This window comes from Streptomyces griseorubiginosus (assembly GCF_017614965.1).
Classification (GTDB): domain Bacteria; phylum Actinomycetota; class Actinomycetes; order Streptomycetales; family Streptomycetaceae; genus Streptomyces; species Streptomyces griseorubiginosus_B.
On sequence record NZ_WVUG01000273.1, the window covers coordinates 1 to 12,187 of the forward strand.

Here is a 12,187-nt window from a genome sequence, read left to right on the forward strand (position 1 = left end):
AGCCCCTGCCCCCCGAACTCCTCGCCGCCACCGACCTGTTGGTCGCCAACGAGTACGAGGCGGTCACCCTCACCGACGAGACCGACACGGTCGACGCGGCCACCGCCCTGCTGGAGAAGGTCCCGGCCGTGGTGGTCACGCTCGGCGCGGCGGGCAGCCTGTACCTGGCACGGGACGCCGAGCCCCTCGCCGTCGGGGCCCCGCAGGTCACCGCCGTGGACTCCACCGGCGCGGGCGACACCTTCGTCGGCGCCCTCGCGGTGGCCCTCGGCGAGGAGCGGCCCATCCGTGAGGCCCTGGCCTGGGCCGCCGCGGCCGCCGCGCTCTCGGTGCAGCGCCCCGGCGCCTCCGCGTCGATGCCGTACCGCTCCGAGATCGAGGCGCGGTACTCCTCATGACCACTCCCGGCACCCGGCCCCCGCTCACCGGTCTGCGCGTCCTCGACCTCGCCACGCTCTTCGCCGGCCCCCTCGCCGCCACCCTGCTCGGCGACTTCGGCGCGGAGGTCGTGAAGGTCGAGCACCCCACCAAACCGGATCCCTCCCGCGGCCACGGTCCCTCGAAGGACGGCGTCGGTCTGTGGTGGAAGATCCTCGGCCGCAACAAGCGCACGATCACCCTCGACCTCTCCAAGCCCGGCGGCCGCGCCACGCTCCTCCGACTGGCCGCGACGGCCGACGTGCTGATCGAGAACTTCCGTCCGGGCACCCTGGAGAAGTGGGACCTCGGCTGGCCGGAGCTGTCCGCAGTCAACCCCCGGCTGGTCCTGACCCGCGTCACCGCCTTCGGGCAGTTCGGCCCCTACGCCCACCGCCCCGGCTTCGGCACCCTCGCCGAGGCGATGAGCGGCTTCGCCGCGATCACCGGTGAACCGGACGCCCCTCCGACGCTCCCGCCCTTCGGCCTCGCCGACTCCATCGCCGGCCTGGCGACGGCGTACGCCGTGCTGACCGCGCTCGCCGCACGCGAGCGCACCGGCGAGGGCCAGGTCGTCGACATGGCGATCATCGAACCGATCCTCACCGTCCTCGGCCCCCAGCCCACCTGGTACGACCAGCTCGGATACGTCCAGGCCCGCACGGGCAACCGCTCCGCCAACAACGCCCCGCGCAACACCTACCGCACCGCAGACGGCACCTGGGTCGCCGTCTCCACCTCGGCCCAGTCGATCGCGGAACGCGTGATGCACCTGGTGGGCCGCCCGGAGCTGATCGACGAGCCCTGGTTCGCGACGGGCGCCGAGCGCGCCGCGCACGCGGACGTCCTCGACGCGGCGGTCGGCGACTGGATCGCCACCCGCACCCGCACGGAGGTCCTCGCGGCCTTCGAGAAGGCGGAGGCGGCCATCGCGCCCGTGCAGGACGTACGGGACGTACTCGCCGATCCCCAGTACCAGGCCCTCGACACGATCACGACCCTTGACGACCCCGAACTCGGCCCGCTCCGTATGCAGAACGTCCTCTTCCGGCTCTCCTCCACGCCGGGCGCCATCCGCTGGGCGGGCCGCCCGCACGGCGCGGACACGGAACAGATCCTGACCGAACTGGGCCTGAGCCGGGCGGAGTTGGCGGCTCTACGGGAGGAGGGTGCCGTATGACCGCGAGAACCACCCCGCTCACCTGGCTGTACGCGCCCGGCGACCGTCCGCACGTGGTCGCCAAGGCCCTCGTCGCCGGCGCCGACGTCGTGGTCGTCGACCTGGAGGACGCGGTCGCCCCGGACCGCAAGGACTACGCCCGCGCCGCCACGGCCGAACTCCTCACCGACTCCCCGCCGGTTCCGGTCCACGTCCGCGTCAACGCGCTGGACGGCCCGCTGGCACCCCGGGACCTCGAAGCGATCGCCATGCTCCCGGGCCTGTCGGGCCTGCGCCTGCCGAAGGTGTCGTCACCGTCCCAGCTCATCCGCATCGCCCACCGCTTGACCTCGCTGACGGGCGACGCCCCCGCCCTGTACGCCCTCCTGGAAACCGCGCTGGCCGTGGAACACGCCCACGCCATCGCCTCCGCTCACCCCTCGCTGCGCGGCATCTCGCTGGGCGAGGCGGATCTCCGGGCCGACCTGGGCGTACGTGAGGACGCGGGCCTCGACTGGTCCCGCTCCCGGGTCGTCGTGGCCGCCCGGGCGGCGGGGCTGCCCCCGCCACCGCAGTCGGTGCACCCGGACATCCGGGACCTGGAGGCCCTGGCGGCCTCCTGCACCCACGGCCGCGCCCTGGGCTTCCTCGGCCGGGCCGCCATCCACCCCCGCCAGCTCCCCATCATCGAACGGGCCTACCTCCCCACGACTCACGAGATCGAGGAGGCGGAAACCATCGTGAAGGCGGCCACAAGAGACCAGGGAGCCCAGGCCCTTCCGGACGGCCGCTTCGTCGACGCGGCGGTCGTGGCCACGGCCCAACGCACCCTGTCGCTGGCCAACCGCTGCCGATGATGCCCCTGTTCTTCTTGGCCGTGACGGCGAGAACGCCGACGGCGGGCCCCGGTGGGGGTCAACCCGCCGAAACCCGCCGTCGGTCGTGCGTCAGAGCTTCTTGGCCGACTCGGCCTCATCCTTCGCGTCGGCGTCGGCGTCGTCCCCGTCGGCGTCCGCCTTGGTCTCCCCCTCGGAGGTCTCCCCGTCGGCCTTCTTGACATCGGCGTCCTTGACGTCGGCGTCCTCGGCCCCGGTCTCCCCGTCGGCCACGTCTTCCGCCGCCCCCGGCTCGACCACCGTTTCCCGCCCGGGCCGCTTCTTCGAGGACACCACGATGTACGCCACCGCGAGCAGGAACACGATCCCCGCGGTCCAGTCGTTCAGCCGCAGCCCGAGGATGTGGTGCGCGTCGTCGACCCGCATGTACTCGATCCACGCCCGCCCCACGCAGTACGCGGCGACGTACAGCGCGAACGCCCGCCCGTGGCCCAGCTTGAAGCGCCGGTCGGCCCAGATGACCAGGAAGGCGACGCCGATGCACCACAGGGACTCGTACAGGAACGTCGGGTGGTAGTACCCCGGCACCCGACCGTCCGCCGAGGACGTGATGTGCAGCGCCCAGGGAACGTTGGTCTCCTTGCCGTACAGCTCCTGGTTGAACCAGTTGCCCCACCGCCCGATCGCCTGCGCGAAGGCGATACCGGGCGCCACGGCGTCGGCGTACGCGGGCATCGGGATGCCCCGGCGCCGACAGCCGATCCACGCACCCAGCGCACCGAGCGCGATCGCGCCCCAGATACCGAGGCCGCCCTCCCACACCTTGAAGGCGTCCACCCAGTCACGGCCCTGGCTGAAGTACAGCTCGTAGTCCGTGATCACGTGGTAGAGGCGGCCGCCGACGAGGCCGAAAGGCACCGCCCAGACAGCGATGTCGGCCACCGTCCCGGCCCGTCCCCCGCGGGCGATCCAGCGCTTGTTGCCGAGCCAGACCGCGACGAAGACGCCGATGATGATGCAGAACGCGTAGCCGCGCAGCGGAATGGGGCCGAGATACAGCACCCCGCGCGACGGGCTCGGAATGTAGGCAAGTTCTTCCATGGCAGGGTCGACGCTACCGTGCCGGACCGGGACCACGGCAGGCGGCCCGGCTACGGGTCCATAACGGGCAGGTGTGAATGCGCCCCGTGCGCCTTACCGCTTGGCGGCCTCCTGTACCAGTTGCTTGAGCTTGGCCGGGGTCATCGTCTGGTCCTGGTAGATGTTCTTGCCGTTGAGGATCACGGTCGGCGTGCCGGAGAAACCGCTGGACCGGAACGCGGCGGCCGACTTGTCGACCCAGCTGTCGTGCGTGCCGTCGTTGACGCAGGTGCGGAAGGCCGGGGTGTCGAGGCCGTGCACCTTGCCCGCGAGCGCGATCAGCTTGCTGTTGTCCGCGAAGGCGTCGTCGGTCTCCTTCGGCTGGTTCTGGTACAGCACGTCGTGGTAGTCGCGGAACTTCCCGGCGTCCTGGGCGCAGGCCGCCGCGTTGGCCGCGCGCAGCGAGCCGGTGCCGCCGAGGTTGCCGTCGATCAGTCTGACCAGGTGGTACTCGACCCGGAGCTGTCCGGAGTCGGTCAGCTCGTTGATGGTCGGGCGGTAGGTCATCTCGAAGGCCTGGCAGGCCGGGCAGCGGAAGTCCTCCCAGACGGTGAGCGTCGGCCTGGCGCCGTCCTTGCCGACCGGGATCGCGAGACTGTCCTTGCCCTGCGCACCGGACGGCGCCGCGATCGGGCCCGAGCTCTTGCTGCCCTTGTCCTTGCCGGCGTTCGCGGCGACCACGCCGATCACCGCGGCGAGCCCCAGCACGCAGACCACGCTCGCGCCGACGATCAGCACCCGCCGTCGCTTCTCGGCGGCCTTCTGCTTCTCGCGCTCGACCGCCAGCCGCTCACGGGCGGTGCGCTTTCCCTCACGGTTCTTCTCGCTCACACCCCCAGAACGAACCGGGGAGGCGCAGCGCGCCTCCCCGGTCCCAGGTCCACCCGTTCGAGTGACCGAATCTTCCGTAGTGTGCCGTTACGCCTGGCCGCGCACGCCCTTCGCCAGTTCCCCGGCGAGTGCGCGGACGGCCTCGACGCCGGCCGTGTCGTCCGGCGCGTCCAGCATCCGCTTCACGAACGCCGAGCCGACGATCACGCCGTCGGCGAAGCCGGCCACCTCGGCGGCCTGCGCGGCGTCGGAGACGCCGAGGCCGACGCAGACGGGCAGGTCGGTGCCGGTCGCCCGGGTCCGCTCGACCAGGTCCTGGGCCTGCGCGCCCACCGACTCACGGGTGCCGGTGACGCCCATGAGCGAGGCGGCGTACACGAAGCCGCTGCCGGCCGCGGTGATCTGTGCGAGCCGCGCGTCCTTGCTGCTGGGCGCGACCACGAAGACCGTGGCGAGCCCGTGCTTCTCGGCGTGCTCCCGCCACAGCGCCGCCTCCTGGACGGGCAGGTCGGGCAGGATGCACCCGGCGCCCCCGGCCTCCGCCAGCTCGGCGGTGAAGCGCTCGACGCCGTAGCGGTCGACGGGGTTCCAGTACGTCATGACGAGGATCGGCTTGCCGGTGGCCTCGTGGGCCTCCTTGACCGTGCGCATGACGTGCGCGATCTTGACGCCGCCGCGCAGGGCGATGTCGTCGGCGGTCTGGATGACGGGACCGTCGAGGACGGGGTCGCTGTGCGGCAGCCCGACCTCCATGACGTCCGCCCCGCCCTCCAGGGCGGCCTTGATCGCCTCGATGCCGCCGTCCACGGTCGGGAACCCGGCCGGGAGGTAGGCGATGAGCGCGGCACGGCCCTCGGCCTTGGCGGCGGCGAGGGTGTCCGACAGCAGCTGGATGTTCCCGCTCACTTGGCGTCCCCCTCGATCTCCGCGGTGTCGGCGGCGTCGGCCGCGACCTCCGCGTCGGTGTCGTACAGGCCGAAGTAGCGCGCGGCGGTGTCCATGTCCTTGTCGCCGCGGCCGGACAGGTTGACGACGATCAGACCGTCCTCGCCCAGCTCCCTGCCGACCTCCAGGGCGCCCGCGAGGGCGTGGGCGCTCTCGATCGCCGGGATGATGCCCTCGGTGCGCGAGAGCAGGCGCAGGGCCTGCATCGCCGCGTCGTCGGTGATCGCGCGGTACTCGCCGCGACCGCTGTCCTTGAGGTACGAGTGCTCCGGGCCGATGCCCGGGTAGTCCAGGCCGGCCGAGATCGAGTACGGCTCGGTGATCTGGCCCTCGTCGTCCTGCAGGACGTAGGACCGGGAGCCGTGCAGGATGCCGGGCTCCCCGGCGGTGAGGGTGGCCGCGTGCTCGCCGGTCTCCACGCCGTGGCCGGCCGGCTCGCAGCCGATCAGGCGGACGCCCTCGTCGGGGATGAAGGCGTGGAAGAGGCCGATGGCGTTGGAGCCGCCGCCGACGCAGGCGATCGCCGCGTCCGGGAGGCGGCCGGCGCGCTCCAGGAGCTGGCGGCGGGCCTCCACGCCGATGACGCGGTGGAAGTCGCGGACCATGGCCGGGAAGGGGTGCGGGCCGGCGACCGTACCGAAGAGGTAGTGGGTGTGGTCGACGTTGGCGACCCAGTCGCGGAATGCCTCGTTGATGGCGTCCTTCAGGGTGCGGCTGCCGGACTTCACCGCGACGACCTCGGCGCCGAGCATGCGCATGCGGGCCACGTTGAGGGCCTGGCGCTTGGTGTCGATCTCGCCCATGTAGATCGTGCACTCGAGGCCGAACAGGGCGCAGGCGGTGGCGGTGGCCACGCCGTGCTGGCCGGCGCCGGTCTCCGCGATGACGCGGGTCTTGCCCATGCGCTTGGTGAGCAGGGCCTGGCCCAGGACGTTGTTGATCTTGTGGGAGCCGGTGTGGTTGAGGTCCTCGCGCTTGAGGAAGACGCGTGCGCCGCCCGCCTCCGCGGCGAAACGGGGGACCTCGGTGAGCGCCGAGGGGCGCCCCGTGTAGTTGAGCAGCAGGTCGTCGAGCTCACGGGCGAACTCGGGGTCGTGCTTGGCCTTGTCGTACTCGACGGCCACCTCGTCGACGGCTGCGACGAGGGCCTCCGGGATGAACTTGCCGCCGAAGTTACCGAAGTAGCCTTCGGGGCTCGGTACTTGACCCTCGGGGTCGGGAATGAAGAAGTCGCTGGGCATGACTGAACCTCACGGTGAGTGCGTGAAAGGACACTATTCGCCGTGGGGGCAGGGATTGGCTGTTGACTGCGGGCCGATTGTGGCTTGTCGCGCAGTTCCCCGCGCCCCTACAGGGCGCGCTGCCATCGGCGGCCGTTTACCTGACCCGGTTCGTCTCCGATGACGTAACGCACGCGGCGGCCGTGGACCCGGCGGGCGGGCGCGCGGCAGCCGCGGGGGCGGCAGCCGCGCGCGAGGCGGGCGTACCGGTCCAGGGTCGTCGCGGTGAGAGTCATCGGGGTCAGCCTACCGAAAGATCAACTGCGTCCGTGCCGAAGAGCGGGGTGCTCTCCTGCCGCCACCAGGTCCGAGACGGCCGTCCTCGGGTCCTTCCCCGTCACCAGGGACTCGCCCACCAGGACCGCGTCGGCGCCGGCGTTGGCGTACGCGATCAGGTCGTGGGGGCCGCGGACGCCGGACTCGGCGATCTTGACGAGGTGGTCGGGGATCTCGGGGGCCACGCGCTCGAAGGTGGAGCGGTCCACCTCGAGGGTCTTGAGGTTGCGCGCGTTGACGCCGATGATCTTGGCGCCGGCGTCCACCGCCCGCTCGACCTCGTCCTCGTCGTGCACCTCGACGAGCGGGGTGAGGCCGATGGAGACGGCGCGCTCGATGAGGGACTCCAGGGCGGGCTGTTCCAGGGCGGCGACGATCAGGAGGGCGAGGTCGGCGCCGTACGCGCGGGCCTCCCACAGCTGGTACGACGTGACGATGAAGTCCTTGCGCAGGACGGGGATGTCCACCCGTGCGCGGACCGCCTCCAGGTCGGCCAGCGAGCCGCCGAAGCGGCGCTGCTCGGTGAGGACGGAGATGACGGCCGCGCCGCCCGCCTCGTAGTCCGCGGCGAGTCCGGCGGGGTCGGCGATCGCGGCCAACGCGCCCTTGGACGGGCTGGAGCGCTTGACCTCGCAGATGACCTTGACGCCGTCGCCCTTGAGCGCGGCGACCCCGTCCTTGGCGGTGGGAGCCTTCGCCGCACGCTCCTTGAGCTCGTCGAGGCTGACGCGCGCCTGCCGCTCCGCGAGGTCGGCACGGACTCCGTCGATGATCTCGTCGAGCACACTCACGCGAGCGGCCCCCTTCCAGACGGTGGGCTGTTGAAGCTTTTTGACCGTCGGGAGAAAACCGATGGTCACTGCGATGGTATCCGGAGGAGGGCGCAGCCCCCGCATCCGGTTGACGGCAGTCCCTCCCCCACCCTCGAACCAGCTTCGCACGGCTCGGGCGGGAGGTGCCCCCATACTGGACGTTCACGGTTCGATCAAGGATGCAGCCAGCCACCGAACGGCAGGTTCCGGACAACCGTGAAGACCAGCAGCAACGCCCCCAGGGCCCACAGGTGCGCCGACCCGAGCCCGAGCCGCAGCGGCCGTCCCCGCACCGCACGCACCACCCATACGGTCCACAGCACGGCGAAGAGCGGATAGCCGACGGTGGCCAGGGCGTTGTCGTGGAGCGCCCCGAGGAAGTCGCCGTGGACGAAGGCGTGCGCACTGCGCAGTCCGCCGCAGCCGGGGCAGTACAGGCCGGTGACGGCGTACAGCGGGCAGACGGGGTAGTGGCCGGGCTGGTTCGGGTCGACCGTCCCCACGTAGGCGAAGGCCCCGGCGACGGCGGCCATGATGCCCGCGGGCACGGCGAGCCGCGCCGCCGTGGTGGGTTCGGCGCGGGAGGGCGTGACGGACCGGCTCTCGACGTTCACGTCAGGCATTCTCCCCCGGAAGGGCCGCCCCGCACGCGTGAGGGGCGACCCGGCTTCTCCGGATCGCCCCTCACGCGTGCGTGCGGTGGCCGCGTGCTCAGCTCTTGGCGTGCGCCGCCTGGCTCTGCGCCAGCTCCGACTGGAAGTTGTCGTGCGCGTCCTTCGGCTGCCCCATGCCCATCGCGCTCATCACCCAGCCGACGATGCCGCCGATGACCACGATCGCCATGCCGGCCCAGAAGCCCACCGGCTGAGCCATGACCATGAAGGCGCCCGCGACGCAGAAACCGATGAAGGCGATGATGACACCGGTCCAGGCGGCCGGGGTGTGACCGTGGCTGCTGCCCGCCATGACTTGCTCCTCGTTGCTGATTACGTGTCTGAGCCGGACGCTCAGCCGACATTGTCCCGCACGCGCGCGTCGGCTGCCCGGGGGTCGCCCTTCGCGCGTCGGAGCCGCCGTCTACGCGCTCGTCGGATCCTCCCCGCGGTCCAGGGCCTTCCACAGGTCCTCGGGACGGTCGGGATCGACGCCGGCGGCCCTGCGCCGCGGTCTGGCCGCACCGGCCCGCTCGTAGCGGCCGGACATCGCCGGCCAGTACCGCCCGTAGCGCAGCGCGAGCAGCCCGGCCAGCAGGATCAGCGCGCCGCCCACCGCGGCCACGTACGGCCAGGCCGTGTGGCTGAGGGCGTGCACCGTGGCCGAGGTGTCGCCGGCCGCCTGGGCGGCCTTGTCGTCGAGGGCCGAGCTGTCGGACGCGCCGAGCAGGGCCGCGGCGACCGTGCCGGCGCCGGAGAGCGCGAGCAGGGCCGCGACCAGCAGACGGCCGGCCCGGCGGACGGCGAACACGGCGACCAGCGCGGCCAGTCCCACTATGGCCAGCGCGGCGGGGACGCCGGTGACGTCACTGCCCTTGGCGGTCAGGGAGAAGGCGCCGCCGGCCACCGTCGTGGTGCCCTCCGACCAGCGCTGCCGGGTCGACAGCAGCGCAACGGCCGCGCCGAGCGCACCGGCCGGCAGGGCGACGGCGAGGGAGATGCGGCCGGCCCGGGCGGGTCCTGCGGCTTCGGAACGGGGATGAGGTACGGCAGTCACGTACTCCACTATCGCCCGAACCCCGGGTGAACCGTCACCCGGGGTTCACGTGAGACCCGTCCTACTGGCCGAGCCGGTTGGCCGTGTGGACCGCGCGCAGCACCGCCGCCGCCTTGTTGCGGCACTCCTGGTCCTCGGCGACCGGGTCGGAGTCGGCGACGATGCCGGCGCCCGCCTGGACGTACGCCGTGCCGCCCCGGAGCAGGGCGGTGCGGATGGCGATGGCGGTGTCGGAGTCGCCCGCGAAGTCGAGGTAGCCGACGCAGCCGCCGTACAACCCGCGCCGGGACGGCTCGAGTTCGTCGATGATCTGCATCGCGCGGGGCTTGGGGGCGCCGGAGAGGGTGCCGGCCGGGAAACAGGCCGTCAGGACGTCGAAGGCGGTGCGGCCCGCGGCGACCCGGCCGGTGACCGTCGAGACGATGTGCATGACGTGCGAGTACCGCTCGATGGACATGAAGTCGACGACCTCGACGGAGCCCGGCTCGCAGACCCGTCCGAGGTCGTTGCGCCCGAGGTCGACCAGCATCAGGTGCTCGGCGCGCTCCTTGGGGTCGGCGAGCAGTTCGTCGGCGAGCGCCTGGTCCTCCTGCGGGGTGGCCCCGCGGTGCCGGGTGCCGGCGATGGGGTGGACCATGGCCCGTCCGTCCTCGACCTTCACCAGGGCCTCGGGGGACGAGCCGACGACGTCGAAGCCGTCGAAGCGGAAGAGGTACATGTACGGGGAGGGGTTGGTGGCCCTCAGCACCCGGTAGACGTCCAACGCGCTTGCCGTGCAGGGTGTTTCGAAGCGCTGGGAGGGGACGACCTGGAAGGCCTCACCGGCGCGGATGCGTTCCTTGACGTCCTCGACGGCCGCCTGGAAGTCGGGGCCGCCCCACAGCGCGGTGTACTCGGGCAGTTCCGAGGGCGGCAGGACGGCGGGCGGCTGGGCGACCGCGCGGGACAGGTCCGCCTCCATCGCGTCCAGCCGGGCCACGGCGTCCGCGTGGGCCTCGTCGACGCCGGTGTCCAGGTCGTTGTGGTTGATCGCGTTGGCGATCAGCAGGACCGAGCCCTCCCAGTGGTCCATCACGGCCAGGTCGCTGGTGAGCAGCATGGTCAGCTCGGGCAGCTTCAGGTCGTCCCGCTCGCCGGGGCCGATCTTCTCCAGGCGGCGCACGATGTCGTAGCCGAGGTAGCCGACCATGCCGCCGGTGAAGGGCGGCAGGCCCTCCTGGTGCGGGGTGTGCAGGGCCTCGATGGTGGCGCGCAGGGCGGCGAGCGGGTCACCGTCCACGGGGACGCCGACGGGCGGGGTGCCGAGCCAGTGGGTTGCGCCGTCGCGGGAGGTCAGGGTGGCGGCGCTGCGGACGCCCACGAAGGAGTAGCGGGACCAGGAGCGGCCGTTCTCCGCGGACTCCAGCAGGAAGGTGCCGGGGCGCTCGGCGGCGAGCTTGCGGTACAGCGCGACGGGGGTGTCGCCGTCGGCGAGGAGCTTGCGCGTGACCGGGATGACACGCCGGTCGGTGGCGAGCTTGCGGAAGGTCTCGAGGTCCATGGCGGCTGACCTTACTGATCCCGTGCCGGTACGACGGAATCGGCGCCCTCGGTCTCCTTGAGGAGCACGTCCTCGTCGAAGCAGGTGCGGGCGCCGGTGTGGCAGGCGGCGCCGACCTGGTCGACCTTGACCAGCACGGTGTCGGCGTCGCAGTCCAGCGCGACCGACCTGACCCACTGGAAGTGGCCGGAGGTGTCGCCCTTGACCCAGTACTCCTGGCGGCTGCGCGACCAGTAGGTGCAGCGGCCGGTGGTGAGCGTGCGGTGCAGCGCCTCGTCGTCCATCCAGCCCAGCATCAGCACCTCACCGGTGTCGTACTGCTGGGCGATCGCGGGGAGGAGCCCGTCGGCGCTGCGCTTGAGCCGCGCGGCGATCTCGGGGTCGAGGCTGCTGGGCCGGGGGGTACCGGTCGTACTGGTCATGGGTGCCATTGTGCCGCGCGCCACTGACAGTGACGGGCCATGTCCACTGAATGGAAACAGCGGCGCGGTGGGGGGCGGTGGTCGGATGACGGGTGGGCGGACCCGTCAGGGGGCCGTAGGCTGATTGTCATGTCGACTTTCGCCAAGCGTGAACGACTTCTTCTGGCCGATCTGTTGGAGGCCGAGGGCCCCGACGCCCCGACCCTCTGTGAGGGCTGGCTCACCCGTGATCTCGCCGCGCACGTGGTGGTGCGCGAGCGCCGTCCCGACGCCGCAGGCGGCATCCTGATCAAGCAGCTCGCGCCGCGCCTGGAGCGGGTGATGGCGGAGTTCGCCGCGAAGCCGTACGAGGAGCTGATCCAGCTCATCCGCACGGGCCCGCCGCGCTTCTCGCCGTTCCAGCTCAAGCAGGTGGACGAGCTGTCGAACACGGTGGAGTTCTACGTCCACACGGAGGACGTCCGCCGGGCCCGGCCGGACTGGGCGCCGCGGGAGCTGGACCAGGTCTTCCAGGACACGCTCTGGTCGCGTCTGGAGCGTTCGGCCCGGCTGATGGGCCGCAGCGCCCCGACCGGCCTGGTGCTGCGCCGCCCTGACGGCCAGACGGCGGTGGCGCACCGCGGCACCCCCGTCGTCACGGTGACCGGCGAACCGTCCGAGCTGCTGCTGTTCTCCTACGGGCGGCAAAGCGCCGCCAAGGTCGAACTGGACGGCGACAAGGAAGCGATCACCAAGCTCCACGAGGCGAAGCAACTCGGCATCTGACGAGCCCCGGCCGGTCCGGGGCTCGCGCATCCTCGTCTCCGCCCCGCCCGGCCC

Annotated in this window: 15 protein-coding genes; 4 read left to right on the top strand and 11 right to left on the bottom strand. The window is 72.0% G+C overall.

Features of this window, described 5'->3' with window-relative positions:
• The 3 genes from GRC12_RS34450 to GRC12_RS34460 all read left to right on the top strand — a co-directional run.
• Nucleotides 1-398: PfkB family carbohydrate kinase (locus GRC12_RS34450; protein ID WP_208783798.1), on the top strand; the 398-nt coding region annotated here is incomplete at its 5' end.
• Entirely contained in the window at nucleotides 395-1,597 is a 1,203-nt protein-coding gene (locus GRC12_RS34455) for a CaiB/BaiF CoA transferase family protein (protein WP_208783800.1), read from the top strand. The genes GRC12_RS34450 and GRC12_RS34455, both read left to right, overlap by 4 nt.
• The gene (locus GRC12_RS34460) at nucleotides 1,594-2,433 is read left to right on the top strand and encodes an HpcH/HpaI aldolase/citrate lyase family protein (RefSeq protein ID WP_208783802.1); all 840 of its coding nucleotides are present in this window, start codon (nucleotides 1,594-1,596) and stop codon (nucleotides 2,431-2,433) included. The genes GRC12_RS34455 and GRC12_RS34460 overlap by 4 nt, the downstream gene beginning before the upstream one ends.
• A gap of 90 nt (nucleotides 2,434-2,523) precedes the next feature.
• On the opposite strand, the gene lgt is transcribed toward GRC12_RS34460, so the two are convergent.
• From lgt to hisI, 11 genes are all read right to left on the bottom strand, one after another.
• Nucleotides 2,524-3,513, bottom strand: coding sequence for a prolipoprotein diacylglyceryl transferase (lgt, locus tag GRC12_RS34465; RefSeq protein WP_208783804.1), 990 nt, complete (start codon nucleotides 3,511-3,513; stop codon nucleotides 2,524-2,526).
• Nucleotides 3,514-3,606: 93 nt separating this feature from the next.
• Nucleotides 3,607-4,383: a DsbA family protein gene (locus GRC12_RS34470; RefSeq protein WP_208783806.1), complete on the bottom strand. Its 777-nt coding sequence runs from the start codon at nucleotides 4,381-4,383 to the stop codon at nucleotides 3,607-3,609.
• 87 nt (nucleotides 4,384-4,470) lie between these two features.
• Nucleotides 4,471-5,289: a tryptophan synthase subunit alpha gene (trpA, locus tag GRC12_RS34475; RefSeq protein ID WP_208783808.1), complete on the bottom strand. Its 819-nt coding sequence runs from the start codon at nucleotides 5,287-5,289 to the stop codon at nucleotides 4,471-4,473.
• Complete coding sequence (gene trpB, locus GRC12_RS34480; RefSeq protein ID WP_208783810.1) at nucleotides 5,286-6,569, bottom strand: tryptophan synthase subunit beta; 1,284 nt, start codon at nucleotides 6,567-6,569, stop codon at nucleotides 5,286-5,288. The genes trpA and trpB overlap by 4 nt, the downstream gene beginning before the upstream one ends.
• A gap of 107 nt (nucleotides 6,570-6,676) precedes the next feature.
• Nucleotides 6,677-6,844: a tryptophan biosynthesis modulator TrpM gene (gene trpM / locus GRC12_RS34485; protein WP_208783812.1), complete on the bottom strand. Its 168-nt coding sequence runs from the start codon at nucleotides 6,842-6,844 to the stop codon at nucleotides 6,677-6,679.
• A 21-nt stretch (nucleotides 6,845-6,865) separates the two neighbouring features.
• Complete coding sequence (gene trpC, locus GRC12_RS34490; protein ID WP_133042804.1) at nucleotides 6,866-7,675, bottom strand: indole-3-glycerol phosphate synthase TrpC; 810 nt, start codon at nucleotides 7,673-7,675, stop codon at nucleotides 6,866-6,868.
• A 194-nt stretch (nucleotides 7,676-7,869) separates the two neighbouring features.
• Nucleotides 7,870-8,319: a DUF2752 domain-containing protein gene (locus GRC12_RS34495; protein WP_133042805.1), complete on the bottom strand. Its 450-nt coding sequence runs from the start codon at nucleotides 8,317-8,319 to the stop codon at nucleotides 7,870-7,872.
• An 88-nt stretch (nucleotides 8,320-8,407) separates the two neighbouring features.
• Nucleotides 8,408-8,662 carry an HGxxPAAW family protein gene (locus tag GRC12_RS34500; RefSeq protein WP_208783814.1) on the bottom strand — a complete coding sequence of 85 codons (255 nt, stop codon included), beginning with the start codon at nucleotides 8,660-8,662 and terminating at the stop codon, nucleotides 8,408-8,410.
• A 111-nt stretch (nucleotides 8,663-8,773) separates the two neighbouring features.
• The gene (locus GRC12_RS34505) at nucleotides 8,774-9,415 is read right to left on the bottom strand and encodes a TIGR02234 family membrane protein (RefSeq protein ID WP_208783816.1); all 642 of its coding nucleotides are present in this window, start codon (nucleotides 9,413-9,415) and stop codon (nucleotides 8,774-8,776) included.
• 52 nt (nucleotides 9,416-9,467) lie between these two features.
• The gene (locus GRC12_RS34510) at nucleotides 9,468-10,946 is read right to left on the bottom strand and encodes an anthranilate synthase component I (protein WP_208783818.1); all 1,479 of its coding nucleotides are present in this window, start codon (nucleotides 10,944-10,946) and stop codon (nucleotides 9,468-9,470) included.
• An 11-nt stretch (nucleotides 10,947-10,957) separates the two neighbouring features.
• A complete protein-coding gene (hisI, locus tag GRC12_RS34515) occupies nucleotides 10,958-11,368 on the bottom strand; it encodes a phosphoribosyl-AMP cyclohydrolase (RefSeq protein WP_133042809.1) in 411 nt (136 codons plus the stop codon).
• Nucleotides 11,369-11,497: 129 nt separating this feature from the next.
• Between hisI and GRC12_RS34520 the strand changes: the two genes are divergently transcribed.
• A complete protein-coding gene (locus GRC12_RS34520) occupies nucleotides 11,498-12,133 on the top strand; it encodes a TIGR03085 family metal-binding protein (RefSeq protein ID WP_208783820.1) in 636 nt (211 codons plus the stop codon).
• The last annotated feature ends 54 nt before the right edge of the window (nucleotides 12,134-12,187 follow it).

Coding starts and splice junctions, on each gene's coding strand:
- GRC12_RS34455 (WP_208783800.1), top strand. CDS start 395: ATGACCACTCCCGGCACCCGGCCCCCGCTCACCGGTCTGCGCGTCCTC.
- GRC12_RS34460 (WP_208783802.1), top strand. CDS start 1,594: ATGACCGCGAGAACCACCCCGCTCACCTGGCTGTACGCGCCCGGCGAC.
- lgt (WP_208783804.1), bottom strand. CDS start 3,513: ATGGAAGAACTTGCCTACATTCCGAGCCCGTCGCGCGGGGTGCTGTAT.
- trpB (WP_208783810.1), bottom strand. CDS start 6,569: ATGCCCAGCGACTTCTTCATTCCCGACCCCGAGGGTCAAGTACCGAGC.
- trpM (WP_208783812.1), bottom strand. CDS start 6,844: ATGACTCTCACCGCGACGACCCTGGACCGGTACGCCCGCCTCGCGCGC.
- GRC12_RS34495 (WP_133042805.1), bottom strand. CDS start 8,319: ATGCCTGACGTGAACGTCGAGAGCCGGTCCGTCACGCCCTCCCGCGCC.
- GRC12_RS34500 (WP_208783814.1), bottom strand. CDS start 8,662: ATGGCGGGCAGCAGCCACGGTCACACCCCGGCCGCCTGGACCGGTGTC.
- GRC12_RS34510 (WP_208783818.1), bottom strand. CDS start 10,946: ATGGACCTCGAGACCTTCCGCAAGCTCGCCACCGACCGGCGTGTCATC.
- hisI (WP_133042809.1), bottom strand. CDS start 11,368: ATGACCAGTACGACCGGTACCCCCCGGCCCAGCAGCCTCGACCCCGAG.
- GRC12_RS34520 (WP_208783820.1), top strand. CDS start 11,498: ATGTCGACTTTCGCCAAGCGTGAACGACTTCTTCTGGCCGATCTGTTG.